This is a genomic window from Segatella albensis DSM 11370 = JCM 12258 (assembly GCF_000426565.1).
GTDB lineage: Bacteria > Bacteroidota > Bacteroidia > Bacteroidales > Bacteroidaceae > Prevotella > Prevotella albensis.
In genome coordinates this window covers 204,671-227,267 of record NZ_AUFP01000005.1, presented here as the reverse complement: position 1 = coordinate 227,267, position 22,597 = coordinate 204,671, and the positions used below count along the sequence as shown (strand labels likewise).

The window sequence follows — 22,597 nt, the reverse complement described above, 5'->3', positions numbered from 1 at the left end:
ATGAAACGCAATTGTCTTTTTTTTCGTACCTTTGCTGCGAAATAATCGAAAGACAATGAAAAATATCATGAGTAAATATCCGAAACAATGTTTCGCTATTCTTTTTGCGATTTGCGTCTTTGCTTTTTGGATGTTTCGTTTTCCTTTTGTATTAGCCTATCAGGAACAGATGCAACTGTTTCTCTGGAATGATTCCTTTCTGATGGAATATCTAACATTCCCAGGTGGTATGGCTAGTTATTTGGGACAGTTTTTGGTACAGTTCTTTAACAACATCCCATTGGGAGCCTTGATTATGACGTTGGCTATTACTGGTGTGCAACAGTTATGCTGGAGAATAATCATAAGGCAACAGGTGAGCGATGCGCTTTATCCACTCAGTTTTCTTCCTGCTCTGGGTTTGTGGTTGGTGATGAGTGATGAGGATGTACTGATGACTTATGTTGTGGCTATCTTAGTGTCGCTTCTAATGATGTGTTTTGTTCCACGCCGTCCTCTTGTCAGATTGTTGTATCTACTCTTGATATCGACTGCTGTTTTTTGGCTTTTCGGTATTGCAGTCTTGATGCCAGTAGTATATATAGGTTTGGTATTTGCGAATCGTCATAAGGCCATTGATATAATAATAGGTGTGATAGGCATAGGCGTAGTGCTCGTGAGTGCATATGTCAGTGCATGGATAGCACCATATCCTTTAGCCCGGATAATGAAAGGCATCGACTATTTCAGATTTCCTATAGGTTTTGATATATGGCTCTATCTTTGGATGGCTCTTGTGTTGTTGGTGTTAGCTTTGTCGCCTGTCGTTCAAAAACTATCGGTTCCTATATCGATTACAACTCGTCTCATTTTAGGAACATTACTTGTGGCTATTGTTGTAGGTATTAGCCTTCCTTTGGCTTACGATCGCGATATTTATGATGATATCGAGTATGATTTCATGGTGCGAACACAGCGTTGGCAAGATATCATCAACAAATCAGCAGAAATGGCACCTGTGTCAAGTACTGCGGAATGTGCCGTAGCACTGGCACAATGGAAAGAACAGCAGATGACAAATCAGCAGTTGCTGATGTTCATGAAACGTGCCAACCGTATGCCTAAAACGGAACTTACCGTGATGATGCTGAATGAAATCTATTTCCGGGTGAACATGGTGAATGCTTCACAGCGTTTTGCTTTTGAAGGTGTCGAGTTTATTCCTAACTATAAAAAGAGTGGGCGACTGATCAAACGACTTGCCGAGACGAATTTGGTGAATGGTGAATATGATGTGGCTCGTAAATATCTGCAGATGCTGCAAGAAACAATCTATTATCGCGAGTGGGCTGACGAGACGATGAATCTCGTGGATCATCCTCAACTTATTCTTCAGCATCCACTCTATGGACCGATGCGTAAGTATCTATCGCATAAGGATACGATGTTTATCTGATGTGTCTATGTAAAGGGTAAAATGCTATGATAACAGAATTTTGAATCTATGTTTTGATATGGAAAAGATTTCTTCGATATACACAATAGTTAGTGTGAGCGTATTGTCACTTCTTATATGTGGCCTGTCGGCTTGTAGCTCCCGACCTAATGATGCAATTTTGCAAAGTCGTCTGCCTCATATCTATCCCGACTATGCCGGTGTGACCATTCCCGTAGGTATTGCACCTATGAACTTCAATATTGTTGAGGCTGATGAAGAAGATGCTTATGTTGAGGTTGAAGGCTCCAAAAGTGGAAACTTGAAGAGTACCGGTTGTCTGGCTCATTTTGATGTGAATGAATGGCATGACTTCGTTGCTCAGAACCGGGGTGGTCAACTCTTATTCAAAGTATATGTGAAGCGGTCTGGAGAATGGTATAGTTATCGACCATTCTCAATGTATGTAAGTAAGTATACGTTGGGAGAGTGGGGGATGACCTATCGCCTAGTAGCCCCAAGTTATGAGATTTTCAGCAAGATGGGTATCTATCAGCGCAACCTGAGCAATTTTGACGAAGAAGCAATTCTGGAAAATACACAGGTACCAGGAATGTGTATCAATTGTCATACCAGTAATCGTACTAATCCTGATGCTTTTACTTTCCATGTGCGTGGTGAACATGGTGCTACTTTTGTAAGATATAACGGCAGAGATGAATGGTTGAAGGCAAAGAATGAAAAACTCGGAGGTTCAATGGTGTATCCATATTGGCATCCAAGTGGTCGTTACTGTGCGTTCTCTACCAACGATACCCATCAGATGTTTCATTCTACGCCTCATGAGCGCATCGAGGTGTACGATAAAAAGTCGGATGTGCTGGTATATGATGTCGCTCATCGTCGTATCCTTACAGATTCTCTCATCTCGACTAAAGATTGGAGTGAGAATATTCCAGTCTTTTCACCAGATGGAAAAAGTCTATATTTTGTATCAGCCCGTCAACAGATATATCCAGAAGATTATAAGAAACAACGTTATAACCTCTGTCGCATATCCTTTGATGCCGCTACGGGGAAATTTGGTAACAAGGTAGATACTTTGATAGATGCAGCATCTATGGGCAAGAGCATCACATGGCCACGCCCATCATATGATGGGCGGTATATCATGTATACATTAATGGATTATGGCTATTTCTCCGTGTGGCACAATGAGAGCGATTTATGGTTACTAGATTTGAAGACTGGTGAGAATCGTCCGTTGAGGGATGTAAATAGTAAGCGGTCGGAGAGCCTGCATAATTGGAATATAAACAGTCATTGGTTCTTCTTTACAAGTCGTAGAGATGACGGGCTATATACACGAATTTATTTCTCGAGTATCGATGACCATGGTAAGGTGACCAAACCGTTTCTGTTGCCTCAGCAGAATCCTTTGGTGTATTATCGCCGGTTAATGTATTCGTATAACACACCAGATTTCACTCTAAAACCGGTGAAGTTGAATGCTCGTAAGGCTGGTGAGGTTATAGAGAGCGATGAACGTATAGAAACGAGGTTCTAAGACGATCCCGCTCTCTTAGTATAGAGATCTAAATTATCGAATGATGATAAGGGAGAAATAGGGCAGCTCACGCTGCTCTATTTCTTTTGGTTGTTGTAGGTGGATTCGTTCAGAGGTTCCGATATTTTCAAAATAGTCATATTTATACTGTGGATTTTTCTGTATAAATGCTATGATTTTATCACGACATGCAGATAACTTCATTATAACTACGGTATGGTTGTCGTAGAGTAAGTTGTTGAGCAGATCTTCATCGAAAGTACCTGGAAGAACAACAAGTTTTTCTTGTTGGCTGACTAACGAAAGATTAGCCATAGAAGCCGCAGCAGAGATGGAACTGATGCCAGCAATCTGTTCTATATCAATATCTTTCGATTTTAGAGTGTCAAGCATATAGTGAATTGAACCATAGATCGTAATATCACCTTCTACACCGAAAACTACCTTCTTTCCAGTTCTCTGTAAGTCTATTGCCTTTTGTGCAAGTGTATTGTAAACAACGAGCGTATTCTCTCGATTTCGAGACATGGGAAGATAATAAAGCATTACATCAGAAGTTATCTGGTGTGCTTTTATGATATCAAAAGTTCTTGAAACTATCCTATAAGTATCTTTGCTCTCTTTTAAATGTTTGATGGATATATTGTCTATAGATTTCTCTGTAGTGGGAAGAAAAATCATATCGGCATTTTTCAATCTTTCCAGTGCTTGAAGTGTAATCATTTCAGGATCTCCAGGACCTAAAGAAACAAAAGATATAGGGTATATTTTCATTTATATTGTTAATATTTTGATATTTATCTTTTTATTTTCCACCTTCTCATCTCTTTTCTGTTATCTCAGAACCAATATATTTTCGGTTTACGAGAAGAAGGACTGTAGGGCGTATGTTATAATCTTGAGATGTCATTCCATGAGTTTTGGTTTTATATCCCAATATGATTCTGTTGTTATCGTGAGTCAATTTGATGTTATTGATTTCAGTAGCATGATTTGTTTCCGGCAACACTTTAGCAATAACAAAATATTTGTCGAAATTGATGCTTGTTGGAGCGCCATCCTTGCCCATAACAGTTGCACTTCCGAAGTAATTGTCCAGTTCTTTCTGACTTTGTAGTCTTAGAAGTTGCTCACCTTGAGGTGCATCATTGCGATAGAAATAGTGATAAGCCTCTTTAAATTTAATACTGTCCTTACTTCCTGTGCATGAAATCATCGTAAGGAGTACAAAGATGAATATTGTTAAGAATTTGATACTTTTCATATACTAATTATTTTTGTCTATTTTTTAGTATAATGCAGAAAAAACAGAAATCTTGCCTAAAGAAGTGCACTTTCTAATATTTCTCATTTTCCTGCTGATATTAACTCTTTGAGGCATTCGGGCAATTCTACATGGTCACAGTTGATGCCGGCCAATAAGGTCTCGCCATTTTGGGTGATACTGAACTTCATACATCGCAGATCCTCCTTGCAGGCATGACGGCAAATCAGTTTCTTTTTCTCGAGAGAAGCTAAAACCTTAGAAGTGTTGGAGTGGGTGAGTTCCATCTCTTTAGCGATCTCACCAGAAGAGATATTTCTATTGTCAGATATGATACAAAGCAGCATGATCTCATTGATATTGAGACCAAACTGCTTCTGTAGTGTCTGTTCAAAAGTACTTATCATTCGATAGATACTTCTGATGTGGCATAGACATTCCTTGTTCATTTCTGTAAAATACTTTTAATGGCGTTCTCTAACTGTGTGTGATCCATCGCTCCAACCTGCATTTGAGGTTTCCCTTCCTTAGGAATGAAGAGAAGTGTAGGGATGGAACGTATGTCGAACATTGTAGAAAGTTCTTGTTGTTTGTCAATATCCACCTTATAGAAATCTACTTGCCCGTCATATTCCTTTGCCAATGATTCTAGAATCGGCGCTGTCGCTTTGCATGGTCCACACCATACAGCATAGAAATCGATGACAGCAGGACGTTCACCCTTAAATTTCCACTCGTTAGGATTAGCTTCGTAATCCATGATGCTATTTTTAAAAGATTCTAAAGTCAATTCTTTTACGTTCATTTTCTTTTCCTCCTTATTTGTTTGTTCCTTTACTATAGTCGTTTTCTTCTCGTTTTTTGTTCTACAACTCATGGGTAAAATAGTTAGGCCGAGTATCGCAGCGATGATGATTTTTGTCTTCATTGTTTCTTTATTTTGTTTTTATATTTAGTTGTTCCTCAAGAAATTCTGCCGCATCAGCCACGCAATCATTGCATGGACGAAGTACTTGATGAGTTGCGACACCCTTTAGTTCCTTGCAAATAGTACTACCGTTGCGAGCTTTGAACTTCTCCATAATGGTTCGCATATCCTTCATTGACTGCACCTTATCCTTACGGTTCAAACCTAGTACGACGCCTGCGCCTACCAAACTGCCACAGGTGCCTTCCATACATCCCATTCCTACACCAAAAGCATTGGTGACATTCTTGATCGTTTCCTCATCCATACCGGCATAGTCGCAATATGTACAAGCTATGGCCTGTGCGCAGTTGTATCCTTTTACCTTTCGTTCTACCGCTTTTTCTATTCTTGATTCCATATTGTTATTTGTTTTTTGCTTTACATATCATTTGTGTCATATTTCCCATAGGACAGAATGTACACCATGTGCGTGGACGATATATTATGGTGAGAATGACTCCCACGATAAGCGAGGTGAGCATGATACCATATAGTCCGAAGGCAAACTGAGCCACCCAAGGCTCTACCGCTACAGGGTATGCCCAATGCCAAGGTACATCAAATGTCCATAGCAGATGAATAGTCTCATGTAGTTCTCTTGTTCCCTTTGCTACCATGATGGTAAAAACCAGCATTTGTATAAAGAAGAACATGAAGAATATCAGAAAGGTATTTCTGAACCAGTGAGAGGATAGCCAGCGAGGAGCGAGTTTCCGTCGTGTCATACCTAATGTGTTACCTAGATGCATAAACAGTTGCCCACGACCGCAATAGTTGTTACACCAAGTTTTACTGCCTCTAGTGGCTGCGATGATCAGAGGAATGATCATACAAATCATACCTAACCACGCAAATACAATGTTGAAAAATCCTATTGTGAAGTATGCTGCCGATACAATCCACATATAGTCATACCATTTATTCTGTTTCATACTGCTCTTAATACTTTATGGATAGCTCCGGCAGGACAAGCCTTTTCGCATTTGCCGCAGCCTATACATTTGTCTTCATCTACTAAGGAGTAGCATCCTTTATAAATTGTTATAGCCTCTTGGGGACAAACTTTCATGCATACACCACAGGCTACACAGTGATCTGTTTCTACTTCTGCTTTATATTTACTTATTCTCATATATTATTTTCCGTTGGAAATATTTGCAAATATATGCTATATATTATTATTAAACAATTTTCTTGTGGAAAATAATTGTATTCTTAACATAATTTACGAATGTGATGCGGAAAATAAATACTTATTATGAACATATGTTCGTAATTATTTCTTAACTTTGCTCTGTATTTACGAACGTACGTTCATAATGAGTTTATTATATGGCAAGACCAAAACATAACAGAATAGTATCAGAATCTCCCGTAATATCGGGCTTTCGACCTTACGGACGTTGTTGCTCAAAGGGTGAATGCGTACAGATGAAATATGATGAGTATGAAGTGATACGTCTCATAGATCATGACGGAAAGATGCAGGCTGAAGCAGCAGAGCAGATGAATATATCCCGTCCTACGCTTACAAGAATCTATGCATGTGCGCGTAAAAAATTGGCTATTGCACTAGTTGAAGGAAAACGTATTGTAATTACTAACGATAATATTGATTTCAAGATTTATCAACAACAAAAAACAAATATACAAGTTATGAATCAGAAAATCGCAATCCCTACATGTGAGGGTAAACTATGGCAGCATTTCGGAAAAGCACCGGAAGTGACCTTTGTGACAGTTGAAAATGGCGAAGTGAAGGAATCTGTTGTTATGCAGGCTCCTGAGCATGAGCATGGTGCAATGCCTAGATTTATAGCTGCTCAAGGTGCTACTGATGTACTTTGTGGCGGTTTGGGACAAGGTGCTGTAAATATGCTTAATCAGTTGGGAATCCAAGTGCATGGCGGTGCTCCAACTATTGCTGTTGATGAAGTGCTGAGCCAATATCTTGGTGGAACAATCGTCTATGGTGACAGTAGTTGTCATCATCATTGCGACCATCATCATGAATAAGGGCAGACGGCGATAGATTTTGTTCTATCGCTTTTTTTTATTATAGCATTATGACCTGCTCACCAAAGTTTAACGAACCTTTCATTGCTTAATTTCCCACTGATAAAAGGTGCTCATAATTCGCGAAATTAGAATTAATGATAAGTTGATTATGAATTTACGAATTGTAGATAAAATACAACTGGTTGATAATCAGATTGTTATGTTTTTGCTTTCTGATTTGATCATCAAAATATACAGGAATATTGGCTTTCTCAGTTAACTGCGCAAGGCTACATACCTATTTGCGTCAACTTACGAAGTTAACTTCGTAAGTCGATGAAGTTAACTTCATTCAGAAAATCAACTTTTTGAGGAGGATTTTCCATATTTATGAGAGATTAAAAGTCCCTAAAAAGTTCTAGATGAGATAGAAAACAGGACATATTTTCTTTTAACAGTTTCAAGATAAAGGTTTAAATATTACAAAATAGAATGTTAAATATTCCATTAATAGTTCTTTTTCTGTTTATATTCTTTCATATGTAGATAAAGGAGATTAATTTTGTGTAGTTATCTCGATTGACATTGCCTTGCTTGAAGTTCCGGATTAGGTTCAGCCTCAGAATTCTTGTTGCCTGTGATGCCTATCAGAAACAGGCCACATACGCATTGCTACTTGGTTTTATGACCTTGATATTAATGGATAAACTAGTGTAAAGCTATACGAATGACAATTTTTATCTGTCTTGCTGTGGGGCAGTTCTCGTAGGGTAGGCGAGATGATAAAAAAATAGGGCGTATCAAAAAAGATACGCCCTATTCATATAAGTTAAGGTATCAATTACTTGTTACCTTTTTCCATTTCTTCCTTCAACTTAGCAAGCGCGTCGAGGTCACCAAGAGTTGTACCTGCAGCAACATTGTTGATAACAGGAGCCTCTGCCTTGTGAGCTGTGTGCTTGCGAGCTGGCTTGAAGTCGTCCTTAACCTCCTCAAATGTACGAGAGTGAGAAAGGATGATACGCTTAGTATCCTTAACGAACTCGATTACCATGAAGTCAAGTTCCTCGCCCTGCTGAGCCTGAGTGCCATCCTGCTTTACAAGATGCTTAGGAGTAGCGAAGCCTTCACCACCCTCATCGAGAGTGATAACAGCACCCTTATCCATCATCTCAGTGATCTTACCATGGTGTACAGAACCTGGAGTGTAAAGAGTCTCGTAAGTATCCCAAGGGTTATCCTCGAGCTGCTTGTGACCAAGGCTCAAACGACGATTCTCCTTATCGATATCGAGAACTACAACGTCGATTTCAGCACCTACTGAAGTGAACTCTGAAGGGTGCTTAACCTTCTTAGTCCAAGAAAGGTCACTGATATGGATCAAACCATCAACACCTTCCTCAAGTTCTACGAAGATACCGAAGTTAGTGAAGTTGCGAACCTTAGCGGTGTGCTTGCTACCTACAGGGTACTTAACCTCGATAGTCTCCCAAGGATCTTCCTTAAGCTGCTTGATACCAAGGCTCATCTTACGCTCATCACGGTCGAGAGTCAAGATAACAGCCTCTACTTCGTCACCAACCTTCATGAATTCCTGAGCAGAACGTAAGTGCTGGCTCCAAGACATCTCTGATACGTGGATAAGACCCTCTACGCCAGGCTGAATCTCTACGAATGCACCGTAGTCTGCCATAACGACAACCTTACCCTTAACGTGATCACCAACCTTCAAGTTTGCATCAAGAGCATCCCATGGGTGTGGAGTAAGCTGCTTCAAACCAAGAGCGATACGCTTCTTCTCCTCATCGAAGTCGAGGATTACAACGTTGATCTTCTGGTCGAGAGTTACAACCTCGTGAGGATCGCTTACGCGGCCCCAAGAAAGGTCTGTGATATGGATAAGTCCGTCAACACCACCGAGGTCAACGAATACACCATAAGATGTGATATTTTTAACGGTACCCTCAAGGATCTGACCCTTCTCGAGCTTACCGATAATTTCTTTGCGCTGTGCTTCCAACTCAGCCTCGATAAGAGCCTTGTGAGAAACAACAACATTGCGGAACTCCTGGTTGATCTTTACAACCTTGAATTCCATAGTCTTGCCTACGAATACATCGTAGTCGCGTATAGGGTGAACGTCAATCTGACTTCCTGGAAGGAAGGCCTCGATTCCAAATACGTCAACGATCATACCGCCCTTGGTACGACACTTGATGTAACCCTGGATAACCTCTTCATTCTCAAGAGCAGCGTTAACCTTATCCCAGCTCTTAGCCAAACGAGCCTTCTTGTGAGACAATACTAACTGGCCACGCTTGTCTTCCTGATCCTCTACATAAACCTCTACCTTGTCACCAACTTTGAGGTCTGGGTTGTAGCGGAACTCTGAAGCAGGGATGATACCATCGCTCTTGTAGCCGATGTTTACGATAACCTCTTTCTTATCAGCAGAGATTACAGTTCCTTCTACTACTTCGTGCTCCTGAATTTTGTTAAGGGTTTCGTCATAAGCCTTCTCAAGGTCGGCTTTCTTGACGCTTGAACTTGCGCCATTTTCGAATTCTTCCCAATCGAAGTTGTCCAATGGCTGAACGTTCTTAAAATCTGACATAAATTAAATAAATTAAAAATTAATAAAGTTTGACTTTATATTGATTATATATGTATCTGGGCACACTTCACCCAAATCGGGTGCAAAATTACATAAATATCATGATATAACATGCTGAAAATGAAAGAGTTTTGTTGTGATTATATATTTTTAACATTTAAAGGCGATATTTTTTGCTGTCTATGCAATAAATCTGCAATGCTATCGTTATTAACGCGCATGAGAAAAATTGGTCGGCTTATATATATATTAGGTATATTGTTTGCGACATCACTTGTGTCGTGTGTGGATGATGAGTCTTTTTCATCATCTGAGGTTTGTTTGTTGACTTTCTCTAAAGATACAATCGAGATGGATACGCTTTTTTCTCATGTTCCTTCCGTGACTCGTTCTTTTTGGATTTATAACCATTCGGATGCCAACCTTAAGTTCTCGGTAAAGCTGAAAGATGGCAACCAGTCGGGGTTTCGTGTCAATGTTGATGGCATAGACTTGGTGAGAAATGGTTTCCAGTTTGATGGTATCGAGGTGAGAAAGAATGATAGCGTTCGTGCCTATGTTGAGCTGACCGCTTTTCAGGGAGGCAAGAAAACGCCGAGAAAAGTTTCTGATGCGTTAGAGTTTACTCTAAATGGAGGGAAGAAACAGAAGGTGATACTGAATGCGTGGAGCTGGGACGCGATACTTCTGCACTCGTTGAATGTGAATCGTGACACAATATTATCGTCAGAATCCCCGGTTGTGGTCTATGGAGGAATTCATGTGGCTCCGGGGGCAACCTTGACGATTGGTGCCGGCGAACGATTGTTTTTTCATGAAAATGCTGCTTTGACGGTAGAAGGGACTCTTAGAATAGAAGGAAATAAGGAACATAGAGTGACGCTTCGTGGCGACCGTTTGGATTGTTTGTTTATCGATTTGTCATACGATGATACACCGGGAAGATGGCGCGGTATCAGGTTCTCCAAGGATTCTTATGGCAATAACATCAACTATGCAGATATTCATGGGGCCTATGATGGAATCGTTTGCGATACCTCGGCTCAAAGAGTTGATAAGTTGGTACTTGATCATTCTATTATTCATAACTGTCAAGGGTATGGATTGAAGTTGTACGATTCTCAGATCAATGTACAGAATTGTCAGATTACCAATGCGCAGAACGATTGCGTGATGGTGGATGGGGGCTATGTAACATTCAATAATTGTACGCTGGCACAATTCTATCCGTTTAGTGCGCGAAGGGGAGCAGCCTTGCATCTTATAGCGAGAAAGTCTGACTGGCGATTGAGTGTAAAAAACAGTATTATTACCGGATATGGAGATGATGAACTGAAGGGAGAAGTTGGCGAAGATTCGACCAAGTGGAACTATTATTTCGAAGACTGCATGATTCGCACACCTCAGGTAGAAACATCAGACAGTTCACATTTCGTCCACGTATATTACGAAGATGTGAAAGACACAATACAGTATGGAGAAAAACATTTTGTAAATATAGACACAAAACATTTCAAGTATGATTTTCATTTAGCGAAAACTTCTGCTGCGATAGGTAAAGGTAATCGGGAAACCTCTTTGCCGACAGATTGTACGGGAAGAGTTCGGGATGAAGAGCCAGATTTAGGATGTTTTGAATATAAAGAGTAAGAAATGAAAGATTTAAAAATTGAGATTAATTATAAGTTTGCTCAGTTGACAGAGTTAAACGAGAAAGACCAGGAATTGATTAAGGCAGCATGCAAAGCTACCGATCATTCTTATTGTAATTATAGTCATTTCCATGTAGGAGCAGCCATCCGACTTTCTGACGGTTCTATCATGATAGGCGCTAATCAGGAGAATGCCGCATTCCCATCAGGTCTTTGCGCTGAGCGTACAGCAATCTTCGCAGCCCAAGCCCAGCATCCAGAATTTTCTATAGAGACCTTGGCGATAGCAGCACGTAACGATAACGGATTCATGAAAGATCCGATAACCCCTTGTGGCAGTTGTCGACAGGTAATCTTGGAAATAGAAGACCGATACAAGCAACCAGTACGCATTCTCTTGTATGGAACAGATGGTGTTTACGTGTTGAATAGCGTAAAAGATCTGTTGCCATTCTCGTTTGTAGACTCGAATATGCGATAATGAGAAGCAGTTTGTGCCTAGAAAGTAAAATGGGCACGAACTGCCCTGTTAAGGCGGAATAGCGTATTGTTAAATTATTGCTAATAAATGATAAAATTCCATTTGTTCGTCATTTATTGATTCTGAATTTATCTATATTTGCAGATAGTTTAATCTGAAGGAACAATACAGATGAAGAATAAATGGCTTGCTATCATGTTTTCGATATCCCTTCTCGGGGAGATCCCAATAGGTGTGAAGGCTATGGAAGTTGCTGATATAGTCAGTTCTGGCTTTCAAGAGATTGGTATTAGCTATACGGCAGGTCGTCTTCATGTATCGGGTGGAAATGGTCTCCTGTTATCTATATACAATGTGGCAGGCGAGTGCGTTTCCAGTTTCCGAGTAGAGGGGAATGATAAAACTTATGATTTGCATCTTCTAAAGGGATGTTATATAATTAAGGTAGGAAATACAGTAAGGAAGATTTCTGTATGTTAATAGAAGGAGTGGATTGATTAGTGAAGTTACAAAATCTAATATCTATTATATTTGCTATTTTGTTGTGCAGTTGTCATGACAAAGTAGAAAACATGAATCATCAACTTACGTTAGGAAGTTATGCTGCCTTTTCTTATGATTCATTGACATTAAACTCTCATCGTATTCGGGAACAACTAGATAGAATGATCCGCAATGATGTGGATTCTACGACAGCAGATTATCGTACTCGTAGCTATTATATGAATGATGGTGCATTCTTATGGATAGATCGCCATGGGGTAGACTGTCGGGCTGACAGTCTGTTGAAGTATTTGCACACTCTAAGCGGTGAAGGCTTTTCTCCTGAGAAATTTCGTGTACATCAGATAGAGAAAGATTTGTCTTGTATCAGGAATTTAGACATCCCACAAGGTGTTTCTATCAATCGGATTATGGGCCGGCTGGAATATAATCTGACGAAAGCATATCTGCGTTATTCTTCTGGGCAAAGGTTTGGATATATGAACCCAACCTATGTTTTTAATCGTTTAGATCCAATGGATCCAAATGCCGTAAAAGATTCTTCGCCAGTACGTTATCGTACTTTGTATGATGTTCATATGGAACATGCAGGGAAGGATTTTTGGCCAATGGCAATCCGTAAGATTTATAATGATAGTGTGTCCATATTCCTTCATGAGATACAACCTACAAGTCCGATGTATAAGCAACTCGGTCGTCTGTTACAGTCGACAGCAGACCCGGAGAAGCGCATTCGCATCTTGTGTAATATGGAACGTTTGCGTTGGCGGTTGAAAGACTATCCCCAGCGATATAAGAAATATGTATTGTTGAATATCCCTTCGTATCGTCTACGAGCTATTGACGGCGACAAGGAACTAACCATGCGTGTCGGTTGTGGTACACAAAACACGAAAACACCTTTACTCTCCAGTTGGATCAAGCGTATGGATGTGAATCCTCAATGGATCATGCCACGTAGTATCATAGAGAAAAGTGTTGTTCACCATGTAGGAAATCGACGTTGGTTTGAAAGTCAGAACTATTATGTTCGTTATCGCAAGACGGGGAAAACTATTCCGATAGAGCAAGTTACTTATAATATGCTGAAGGATAAGGATTTCTTGGTTATCCAAAAAGGAGGAAAAGGTAACTCTCTCGGACGAATAATCTTTCGTTTTGATAATGGATTCTCAATATTCCTCCACGATACATCCAACCGCGATTTTTTTGCCAAGGATAGTCGTGATGTGAGCCATGGGTGTGTGCGTGTGCAGAAGCCCTTCGATCTTGCCCTATTCCTATTGAAGAATAAGGATGAGGATACGATTCATAAACTAAGATATTCTATGGAAGTGGATTCTATAAACTCAGACACCGTCAAAAAGAAATGGTTGCTGTCGAGTTTACCGGTAGAGCCACAAATCCCACTTTTTATTACCTATTTCACAATTTATCCAGATATAAATGGAAACTTAGTTTTCTATCCTGATGTATATGGATATGATGATGTTATTTATAGGTATTTGAAAAATTATAGATGAAAGATGACGAACTAGTCCGGTTAATAAGTAATCCCGATACTGCGACAAAAGGTTTCGAGATACTTGTAATCCAGTATAGAGAGCAGCTATATTGGAAGATTCGTCATCTAGTTCTTGATCATGATGATGCAAGTGATGTGCTGCAGAATACTTTTATCAAGGTATGGAAGAATATAAGAAATTTCGAAGGAAAGTCAGCTCTTTCCACTTGGTTATACCGTATCGCAATCAATGAAAGTCTAGACTTTATTCGTCGACAGAAAAAGAAGATCTCAACAGATGAAATCGAAGGCTCCGTAGCTAATCGATTGTTGGCCGATGAATATTTTGATGGTGATGAAACCCAAGCAATGTTGCAAGATGCTATTGCAAGTCTGCCAGAAGTACAGCGTACAGTTTTCACATTAAAGTATTATAATGGTATGAAGTATTCTGATATCAGTAAGATTCTCGGTACTTCAGAAGGAGCATTAAAAGCATCATATCATTTGGCCGTGAAGAAAATTACAGAATATTTTAAGACGCATGATTAAACCTTGTAAGGTTAGTCACGTCAAACCCATAAAGGATACAAATATGAACGAAGAAGAAAAGCTAATATTAGAGAAATTTGGTAAGGACACACCTTTCAAAGTGCCTGACGGCTTCTTTGATGATTTTACCAAAGATCTGATGGCTAAGTTGCCTGAACAGCAGGAAAATGCACCGAAGAAGCGCCCTGCCGCAATCATTCGTCGTATGTCTGTGATTATAACTTCAGCAGCTGTATTCATCGGGGTTTGTATTTTGGCAGTGTCGTATCTTTTGCAAAAACCTGAACAACCTGTAGTTGCTAAGCAAGCAAAAGATAATCATATAGAGAATATCAACAATACTTATAATAGTATTGATGAAGCTGCAGAATATACAATGCTTGATAATGAAGATATTTATGCCTATGTATCAGAAAGATAATATGTCGACATTTCTAAGATCTTTAGTGATTGCCTTAGGGCTGTTACTGAATACTACCTCCATGATGGCTATAGAACTGCCAAAGTTTGATCCACAGAAATGGCAGGCTGATATGGAACAGTATATTGTGATGCGTGCTGCTCTGACTCCGCAGGAAGCAGTAAAGTTTTTCCCTATTTATAGAGAGTGGAAAACGAAGGAAAGGGCTATCTTTATGCAGCGTCGTCGATTCCGTCATGTCGATACCAGTGATAATAGGGCAAGTGCTGAATTTATTCGAACACAAGATGAATTTGATATTCAGATGAAGAAGTTGCAACAGACTTATCACAATAAGTTTATGAAGATTCTTCCGGCTGGTAAGGTGATGGAAATCATTAAAGCAGAAGATCAGTTTCATAGAAATGCTTTCAGAAGAATTATGGAGAAAAGATGATGTAATCGATTTATATCATGTTCTTGTAAAGAGTTGAATGCTCTTTTCTTAGATTTTATTCCTTAGAATGACTTTTAGCATAAATGGGGGAGATGTTTTACCCCCAATGCTAGAAGATTGATTTGAATAGGGAATATATGGTTGAAATAACAGCTCCTATTGATGGGAGAAGGTTATTTCTTTTTCTTTCTCCTCTTTCCAGTAGACTTGAATAGTTCTTTCCATCCGTTGAAATCTCTCTTGATGATGAATCCCAATCCCTGTGTATTCAAACTGTTACGTGTAAAATATCGGTCATTGGTTTGATTATACACACGTACAGCGAAGTTACCATTCGGATTGATGAGATATCGTAGGTCAAAGTCTCCGATGAAACTGGTCGTTGCGTTGGCATTATCACGGTAACCGAATTGTCCGTTGAAAAGAAGGCGATTGTTAAGTAGACTTCCATTCAGTAATCCTTCATATTCAGCATTGTTGAATCCTTCTGTACCTGTTGAAATGTTGGCTCCTAAGTTCCAGTTAGAATTGTTCACCACATTTTTAAGTACAGTATTTAGTTGTTGACTGATAGCACCACTTAATAGTCCTTGCATGGCCAATGACGTTTGGCTTTGCTGTTCTGCACTCTCGGCAGAAGCATTATTGTTACCAGGTGTCATGAATCTACCTACAGCAAGCAAATATAAAACTTGTTGGTTGAGTTCTTCCTCACTGTTGAGTAGCGATGTGATCATCTGTTTTGCATCAGCGTTTACGGTAGGCATATCTAGTCCGAATGTGATTTTCGGAGATCCAGGTGTTCCGGTGATATTCATCAAACAATCTACGCGGATGTTGTTGGATGCAAAGGAATTGCCTAGATGTAAATCAGCAAGACTAACTCCATTTACCGTGTACATGGCAGGCAAACGAAGTAGGGCATTGTATGGGTCACCACCAAAGACAATCGTTCCACCTTGTTGAAATTTAAATTCCTTCTTGATTACATTTTGAATGGTCAGCGTATAGAGACCTCTATCTACGAGGTATGTTCCATACATATCGAAAGCCCCTTTATTGAAATAGTTGGCTCTGATAACACCACTACCATTCAGGGTAATATTATCGCCCGTCTCATTATCCATCATTACTCGAAGAGTAAGATTAGGATTTGCATGAATGAGGAAGTTCATTCTAAGGTCGGTAGGGATGTCGATCGTTTTCGAATCCTTTACGATGGTGTCGTTCTCCTCTTTTTCTATTTTTGCAATATCACGCCAATGTATGAAGTCCTGTGTGCCGATAGCGTCCGGACTTGCAGCATTATATGTAAAGATTGTACCCTTCTCAGGAGTAGCATTAATGTCGAGTGTAACCTCATCGCTGTTTCCATGAATGTCGCATTTTCCCGTTCCAAAGACAATACCATAGAATGTGTTTGTTCCGAATTCATGTGTTTCATAACTCAGAAGATGGTCTGCTTTGATTGCTATGTCATAGCTTAATTTCGTGAGGTTCTTATGATGAATGCCTCCATTGATGATGCCAAGATTACCATATCTATCTGTTATTGTATCATTTTGAAGATAGATTTCGTCAGGAACAGCATGTACTTTGACATTCTTTAATGTATAATCTACATTTGTAGGCTTGAGATGTATCTTACCATTTACTGTTAGATCACCTTTTAGGTTCACCTTACTGAGTGGCCCTATGAGATATGCATGTCCAACGGCATTGGCGTCAACGTCACTCATGAATGAACCGCAGAAACTCTCCAGAAATTGTACTTTTGTTCCCAGAGCATGAATGTCCAAATAAATATCGTCTTGTGCAGGAGCTACATAACCATTAATAAGCGTTTGAACACCTGGTCCATCGTTAGCGATGGCATCAATATTTATCTGTTTCTGTTGATTATCGTAAGTAGCATTGGCAAAGAGAGTACCCATCTCACCATTCTGGAACTTGAAATCCCTTACCTTCAGTTTTGCCGATGCCGATGGCTTATGGAAAGCATTCGCGATATAAGCCTGTCCCGAAGCCTGTCCGGAGAAACTAACAGAATGGAAGTTTACCAAATCCAAGATATATTTCACGTTAACATCCTGCAGGCTCACCATCAACGTGTCCTGACTATTTGGCGTCGCCAGTCCTGAAACGATGATATGTTGCTGGTTATGAGCGATTTCGAAATGGTCTACGAGAACCCTATTTTTCTCGTATACGATATCGCTAGGTTCGATGTTCCAAATCGTATCACCTATTATAATATGAGAAGGATGAATGTTGATATGAGCAGCATCTTTTCTCTTTAAGGTCTTGAAGAAATCAGTTTCCGTATCCAGACTACCTCTTATCGGCAATTTCTTTTCTCCATTGTCGTAATTTAAACTTGCGCGCAACTTATTGCTTGCAGCATTAGCATATACGTCATATACAGGCCCATTGTCATTCTCAGTGATGGTTTTGATATGAAGATGCGCCGTAAGCGTATCGCGTGGGGTAGAGATGTTGATACGCCCTTGCCGGTATATGGTTCCATCGTATGTGAAATCAGGCATCAATAACTCGATGTTAGATTGGCTGTTATGGTCGTTGATGAATCCGTTGAGCGTAATCGGTTGCGTGATGCTCAGAGGCAGATGCAAGATCTCCCTTACCCATTCACAGTCATGGATGTTAGCCTGTATCTTAAAGTTATTTTCAGATGTCTTCTTGTATGCAGGAAGTCCCGGCAAAGATGGAATTTTGCTGGCTAAAAGATTAATGATACTTTGCGGTAGGGTAGAATAGTTGTATTGTCCGTCTACATTGATTTCTGCAAAAGGAGAACTAAAATACAGATAAGATTCTTTACCCTGATTTTTGGCTCTGATTTTGATATGATTCAAAGCATAATCACGATGTAAAGTCTTGATGCCCAGTATGACACTTGGTGAAAGATGGTTTATTTCAGCCAAAAGATTATATTGTCGTCCGACGATACCATATTTACCTTTTACGGAAATATCTACGTTAGGGTCTTTGATAGAAGCCAAACCGTTCGCAATCTGGTTGAGATACGAACCATCGATATGGATATTCCGATAAGTATATTTGTTGTAATCGAATCTGTTGATCTCACCTTTGGCGATGAGTGATGATAACTTAATATCACGAGGTTGCAGATTACCGTTGATTTTAAGATTAGCGATCATCAACCCGAACATTGGATTGTCGAGGATACGATGTAGATTCAACCCGTTAGTAGAGATGGAAGTAGAAATGTGATTCCCGAGTTTTACTAAATTTATATTCGCATTTCCCGCATCTGTGGAGAATACACCATCTGTCGTAATATTCCTCTTTTCACCCGCTATGTTTCCCTTAAAGTTGATGGTTCCCAGTCTTTCGATTTCCTTAGGAATGTTGAATCTACTTCCGAAATTACTTGTGATAAATTTTATACCATTTGCCGATAAGTTCAAGTTGCCGATATGCGCTGAGAACCGAGGGCTACGGGCAAGGTTTGAAATCCGTCCTTTACCTTGCAGATTCACCGTTCCGTTACCAGAGCGCAAGTTGAGTTTCTGCACGTGGACGGCATCACCGGTACCACTAAATGTAGACTCTAAATATATCGGGTTCTTGAAATTCTTGAATACAGTAGCCAAACACGATATGTCATAGAGAGTTATCTTGCTTTGGCTGATCCTTCCATTAAAGCAGATGCTACGCTTGTCAATGCTACCGTTTTTCCTATCGTAGGTGGCATAGATTCCGTCTATGTCCAGTTCAGTTCCCGGCAGCTCCAGATAGAAATCTCTGAGCTGTGCCCCATGCTCATCAACATTGAGTTTGAATTGCAATTTCTTGACCTTCAATCCTTTACCCTCATTTGCTGAAAATTTCTTAACGTTTAGAGCGATACTATTATCCGTAAGATGCTCCAGTACGATATGCGAAGACAGATCAGAAATTACCAAATGATGCGTATCGAACACATGAGTTGGTGCGACATCACGCTGGTCATATTTTATCCTACCATGCCTGATGATCAGACTACCGATTCGTAAGTCCAACGGCGTATGCTCGGTAGTATCTTTCGAAGCTAAAGAGTCGAGAACAAATTGAAAGTTCGGTTTACTGTCAGCCGTTTGCTTATACAGATGCGCGTTAAGACCGAACAACTGAGCCGAAGAAATAGAAATCCTCCCCTCGAATAAAGGAATGAAATCAATGCTAGCCGATACACGAGTCGCATAGAACATAGAGTCGTTCTTTTGGTCAAGCATCGATACATCATCAATAATAACACGGTTGAAGAATCCCAGGTCAACTCTGCCTACAGCCACCTTCGTGCCGAATTTCTGTTCGAGTGCAGATGCAACTTCCCTTCCGAGATAATTCTGTACGGGTGGCAGATTTATCGCGATAAAAATAGCCGTAATAAGGCCAAGAATCGACCATATTATGGCATTAGAAATATGCTTTAACTTCTTCAGATTCGAATAATTCTAGAATTTTGCTACAAAATTAGAAAAAAATGGTTGCAAAAGGAAATAAATAATCATTTTTTGTTTTGTTAACGGCAATTTTTTGCTAATTTTGCAGCAACTAATAAAAATATCAGCAGTAATTGAATATTGACAGTACGCATTTATTTAAGATAAAAGTTTAAACCTTATATTTTTAAAGTAGTTATGACAAATGTAATTAAGTTACGTAAAGGCTTAGACATTAACTTGAAGGGCAGAGCAGAAGGTAAGAAAGTCCAGATTGCAAAGTCGGAAGAGTACGCGATGGTACCGGAAGACTTCCCAGGACTTACTCCGAAAGTTCTTGTCCGTGAGGGTGATCATGTCAATGTCGGTGATGCTTTGTTTGCCAACAAGGCTTATCCTGATGTTAAGTTTGCCTCTCCTGTAAGCGGTCAAGTAACGGCTGTGATACGTGGAAACAGACGTAAGGTTCTTTGCGTAAAGGTAAAGACTGATGCAGAGCAGCAGTTTGTTGATTTTGGTAAAAAGGATGTTAGTAATCTCGATGGAGATGCTGTAAAGAAGGCTTTGTGCGAAGCAGGATTGTTCGGATTTATTAATCAGTTGCCTTATGCAGTATCTACCAACTCAGAAACTACACCTAAGGCAATTTTTGTATCAGCCCTTAGAGATATGCCTTTGGCAGCTGACTTTGAGGTTGAGTTAGAGGGTAACGAAGAGGCTTTCCAGACAGGTCTTACCGCTTTGAGTAAGATCGCCAAGGTATATCTTGGTGTTGGAGCTCAGCAGAATTCATCAGCCCTTACCAATGCCAAGGACGTAGAAGTTAACATTTTCGATGGTCCTTGTCCAGCAGGTAACGTAGGCGTTCAGGTAAATCACATTTCTCCGGTGAACAAAGGTGAGATCGTATGGACAGTAGATCCATCAGCAGTCATCTTCTTCGGTCGCCTGTTTGCAGAAGGCAAAGTCGACATGACCAGAACCATTGCCATCGCAGGTAGTGAAGTTACAGCTCCTGCTTATGCAGACGTTCTTGTCGGAACACCGATCCGAACGATTCTCGAAGGAAACCTGAAGCACGATGAGCATATTCGCGTGATCAACGGCAATCCTCTTACCGGTAAGAAAGCAGATTTAGCGAATGATTATTTAGGTGCACACACAAGTGAGGTGACCGTGATTCCAGAGGGCGACAATGCCGACGAGATGTTAGGTTGGATACTTCCACGTGCCAAAGAATTCTCTACCAGTCGTAGCTATTTCAGTTGGTTGTTCGGTAAGAAGAAAACCTACGAATTGGATGCCCGTGTGAAGGGTGGAGAGCGCCACATGATTATGAGTGGAGAATACGACAAGGTATTACCGATGGATATCTATGGCGAATTCCTGATCAAAGCCATCATTGCAGGCGATATCGACAAACAGGAACAGTTAGGTATCTATGAAGTAAGTCCAGAAGATTTCGCTTTGGCCGAATTCGTTGATTCTTCAAAGTTGGAATTGCAGAAGATTGTTCGTGAAGGTTTGAACATCCTCCGTAAAGAGAATGCATAAGAAAGTCTCAAACTTCAAATATAATAAGAAATGAGTTTAAGAAATTATCTAAATAAAATAAAGCCAAACTTCGAAGAAGGTGGCAAGCTACATGCTTTCCAGAGCGTCTTCGAAGGTTTCGAGAGCTTTCTCTATGTGCCAAACACAACGGCACAGAGTGGCGCTAACATCCATGACGCTATCGATTCAAAGCGTATTATGAGTATGGTCGTCATCGCTCTCATTCCAGCCATGCTGTTTGGTATGTATAATGTGGGCTATCAGAATTACGCAGCAGCAAACATGCTTGCCGGTGCTAGTTTCTGGGCTATGTTTGGTTTCGGTTTCCTTGCCGTATTACCAAAGATCTTGGTTAGTTACATTGTTGGTTTGGGTATTGAGTTTGCCTGGGCACAGTGGAAGCACGAAGAGATACAGGAAGGTTACCTCGTATCAGGAATCATTATTCCATTGATCATTCCGGTGAGCACACCATTATGGATGCTTGCCATAGCAATAGCTTTTGCAGTCATTATTGCGAAAGAGATTTTTGGTGGAACAGGTATGAATGTGTTCAACGTTGCCGTTGTAGCACGTATGTTCCTCTTCTTCTCTTATCCATCTGTCATGACTGGCGATAAGGTTTGGATTGCAAAAGACACTATTTTCGGTTTGGGTAATGCCCTTCCTGATGGTTTCACAATGGCTACACCTCTTGGACAGATCGCCCAAGGTATTACACCAACATCTAATCTTAGCGATATGATTCTTGGTTTTATTCCAGGTAGTATTGGTGAGACAAGTGTTATCGCCATTGCTATTGGTGCCATCATTCTACTTTGGTCAGGAATTGCAAGTTGGAAGACCATGGGTAGTGTCTTTGTTGGCGGTATCGTGATGGCTTTGCTTTTCCAAGCACTCGGTATGACCCCTATTCAGTGGTATGAGCATATCGTACTTGGCGGTTTCTGCTTCGGTGCTGTGTTTATGGCAACAGACCCTGTAACCTCAGCACGTACAGAGACAGGAAAGTATATATATGGTTTCTTGATTGGTGCGATGGCAGTTATTGTACGTGTGATGAACCCTGGTTATCCAGAGGGTATGATGCTCGCTATCTTGTTTGGTAATATGGTAGCTCCGCTTATCGACTATTGCGTAGTACAGCGTAATATCAACAAGCGTGCTCAACGTGCTATTAATAAATAAGGAGGAATG

The 22,597-nt window shown here is 40.2% G+C and carries 21 protein-coding genes; 12 read left to right on the top strand and 9 right to left on the bottom strand.

Annotated elements, in window-relative coordinates; translation table 11 throughout:
• The first annotated feature begins 55 nt into the window (after positions 1-55).
• Together K333_RS0103970 and K333_RS0103965 are read left to right on the top strand one after the other, a co-directional pair.
• Positions 56-1,435 (top strand): DUF6057 family protein, encoded by a 1,380-nt coding sequence (locus K333_RS0103970; RefSeq protein WP_024989372.1) that lies wholly within the window; start codon positions 56-58, stop codon positions 1,433-1,435.
• A gap of 58 nt (positions 1,436-1,493) precedes the next feature.
• Positions 1,494-2,981 (top strand): TolB family protein, encoded by a 1,488-nt coding sequence (locus K333_RS0103965; RefSeq protein WP_024989371.1) that lies wholly within the window; start codon positions 1,494-1,496, stop codon positions 2,979-2,981.
• 33 nt (positions 2,982-3,014) lie between these two features.
• Here K333_RS0103965 and K333_RS0103960 read toward each other — a convergent pair whose 3' ends face one another.
• The 7 genes from K333_RS0103960 to K333_RS0103930 form a co-directional block, all read right to left on the bottom strand.
• Positions 3,015-3,755 (bottom strand): precorrin-2 C(20)-methyltransferase, encoded by a 741-nt coding sequence (locus K333_RS0103960; protein WP_024989370.1) that lies wholly within the window; start codon positions 3,753-3,755, stop codon positions 3,015-3,017.
• Between the two features lie 46 nt (positions 3,756-3,801).
• On the bottom strand, positions 3,802-4,245 hold the full coding sequence (locus K333_RS0103955) for a hypothetical protein (protein WP_024989369.1): 444 nt from the start codon (positions 4,243-4,245) through the stop codon (positions 3,802-3,804).
• A gap of 83 nt (positions 4,246-4,328) precedes the next feature.
• Complete coding sequence (locus K333_RS0103950; RefSeq protein ID WP_024989368.1) at positions 4,329-4,694, bottom strand: MarR family transcriptional regulator; 366 nt, start codon at positions 4,692-4,694, stop codon at positions 4,329-4,331.
• Positions 4,691-5,173 (bottom strand): thioredoxin, encoded by a 483-nt coding sequence (gene trxA, locus K333_RS0103945; RefSeq protein WP_024989367.1) that lies wholly within the window; start codon positions 5,171-5,173, stop codon positions 4,691-4,693. Before trxA ends, K333_RS0103950 begins: the two co-directional genes overlap by 4 nt.
• Before the next feature lie 7 nt (positions 5,174-5,180).
• Positions 5,181-5,573, bottom strand: a complete 393-nt coding sequence (locus K333_RS0103940) for a C-GCAxxG-C-C family protein (RefSeq protein ID WP_024989366.1) — start codon at positions 5,571-5,573, stop codon at positions 5,181-5,183.
• Between the two features lie 4 nt (positions 5,574-5,577).
• On the bottom strand, positions 5,578-6,147 hold the full coding sequence (locus tag K333_RS0103935; RefSeq protein WP_024989365.1) for a 4Fe-4S binding protein: 570 nt from the start codon (positions 6,145-6,147) through the stop codon (positions 5,578-5,580).
• Complete coding sequence (locus K333_RS0103930; RefSeq protein WP_024989364.1) at positions 6,144-6,347, bottom strand: DUF362 domain-containing protein; 204 nt, start codon at positions 6,345-6,347, stop codon at positions 6,144-6,146. Before K333_RS0103930 ends, K333_RS0103935 begins: the two co-directional genes overlap by 4 nt.
• A gap of 200 nt (positions 6,348-6,547) precedes the next feature.
• On the opposite strand from K333_RS0103930, the gene K333_RS11890 reads away from it, so the two are divergent.
• Positions 6,548-7,231: a DUF134 domain-containing protein gene (locus K333_RS11890; protein ID WP_081657198.1), complete on the top strand. Its 684-nt coding sequence runs from the start codon at positions 6,548-6,550 to the stop codon at positions 7,229-7,231.
• Between the two features lie 823 nt (positions 7,232-8,054).
• Here K333_RS11890 and rpsA read toward each other — a convergent pair.
• Positions 8,055-9,827 (bottom strand): 30S ribosomal protein S1, encoded by a 1,773-nt coding sequence (gene rpsA, locus K333_RS0103920; RefSeq protein ID WP_024989363.1) that lies wholly within the window; start codon positions 9,825-9,827, stop codon positions 8,055-8,057.
• A 219-nt stretch (positions 9,828-10,046) separates the two neighbouring features.
• On the opposite strand from rpsA, the gene K333_RS0103915 reads away from it, so the two are divergent.
• From K333_RS0103915 to K333_RS0103885, 7 genes are all read left to right on the top strand, one after another.
• Positions 10,047-11,477: a right-handed parallel beta-helix repeat-containing protein gene (locus K333_RS0103915; protein ID WP_024989362.1), complete on the top strand. Its 1,431-nt coding sequence runs from the start codon at positions 10,047-10,049 to the stop codon at positions 11,475-11,477.
• A 3-nt stretch (positions 11,478-11,480) separates the two neighbouring features.
• Positions 11,481-11,960 carry a cytidine deaminase gene (gene cdd, locus K333_RS0103910; protein ID WP_024989361.1) on the top strand — a complete coding sequence of 160 codons (480 nt, stop codon included), beginning with the start codon at positions 11,481-11,483 and terminating at the stop codon, positions 11,958-11,960.
• A 171-nt stretch (positions 11,961-12,131) separates the two neighbouring features.
• Positions 12,132-12,440, top strand: coding sequence for a T9SS type A sorting domain-containing protein (locus tag K333_RS0103905; protein ID WP_024989360.1), 309 nt, complete (start codon positions 12,132-12,134; stop codon positions 12,438-12,440).
• A 92-nt stretch (positions 12,441-12,532) separates the two neighbouring features.
• On the top strand, positions 12,533-13,987 hold the full coding sequence (locus K333_RS0103900; RefSeq protein WP_024989359.1) for a L,D-transpeptidase scaffold domain-containing protein: 1,455 nt from the start codon (positions 12,533-12,535) through the stop codon (positions 13,985-13,987).
• Positions 13,984-14,520, top strand: a complete 537-nt coding sequence (locus K333_RS0103895) for an RNA polymerase sigma factor (RefSeq protein WP_024989358.1) — start codon at positions 13,984-13,986, stop codon at positions 14,518-14,520. Before K333_RS0103900 ends, K333_RS0103895 begins: the two co-directional genes overlap by 4 nt.
• Before the next feature lie 43 nt (positions 14,521-14,563).
• The gene (locus K333_RS0103890) at positions 14,564-14,941 is read left to right on the top strand and encodes a hypothetical protein (RefSeq protein ID WP_154652981.1); all 378 of its coding nucleotides are present in this window, start codon (positions 14,564-14,566) and stop codon (positions 14,939-14,941) included.
• 1 nt (position 14,942) lies between these two features.
• Positions 14,943-15,377 carry a hypothetical protein gene (locus tag K333_RS0103885; protein ID WP_036885958.1) on the top strand — a complete coding sequence of 145 codons (435 nt, stop codon included), beginning with the start codon at positions 14,943-14,945 and terminating at the stop codon, positions 15,375-15,377.
• Positions 15,378-15,550: 173 nt separating this feature from the next.
• On the opposite strand, the gene K333_RS0103880 is transcribed toward K333_RS0103885, so the two are convergent.
• The gene (locus K333_RS0103880) at positions 15,551-19,696 is read right to left on the bottom strand and encodes a translocation/assembly module TamB domain-containing protein (protein ID WP_238314287.1); all 4,146 of its coding nucleotides are present in this window, start codon (positions 19,694-19,696) and stop codon (positions 15,551-15,553) included.
• Between the two features lie 348 nt (positions 19,697-20,044).
• Between K333_RS0103880 and K333_RS0103875 the strand changes: the two genes are divergently transcribed.
• Together K333_RS0103875 and K333_RS0103870 are read left to right on the top strand one after the other, a co-directional pair.
• The gene (locus tag K333_RS0103875) at positions 20,045-21,400 is read left to right on the top strand and encodes a Na(+)-translocating NADH-quinone reductase subunit A (RefSeq protein WP_024989354.1); all 1,356 of its coding nucleotides are present in this window, start codon (positions 20,045-20,047) and stop codon (positions 21,398-21,400) included.
• 30 nt (positions 21,401-21,430) lie between these two features.
• Positions 21,431-22,588: an NADH:ubiquinone reductase (Na(+)-transporting) subunit B gene (locus K333_RS0103870; RefSeq protein ID WP_024989353.1), complete on the top strand. Its 1,158-nt coding sequence runs from the start codon at positions 21,431-21,433 to the stop codon at positions 22,586-22,588.
• Positions 22,589-22,597: the final 9 nt, after the last annotated feature.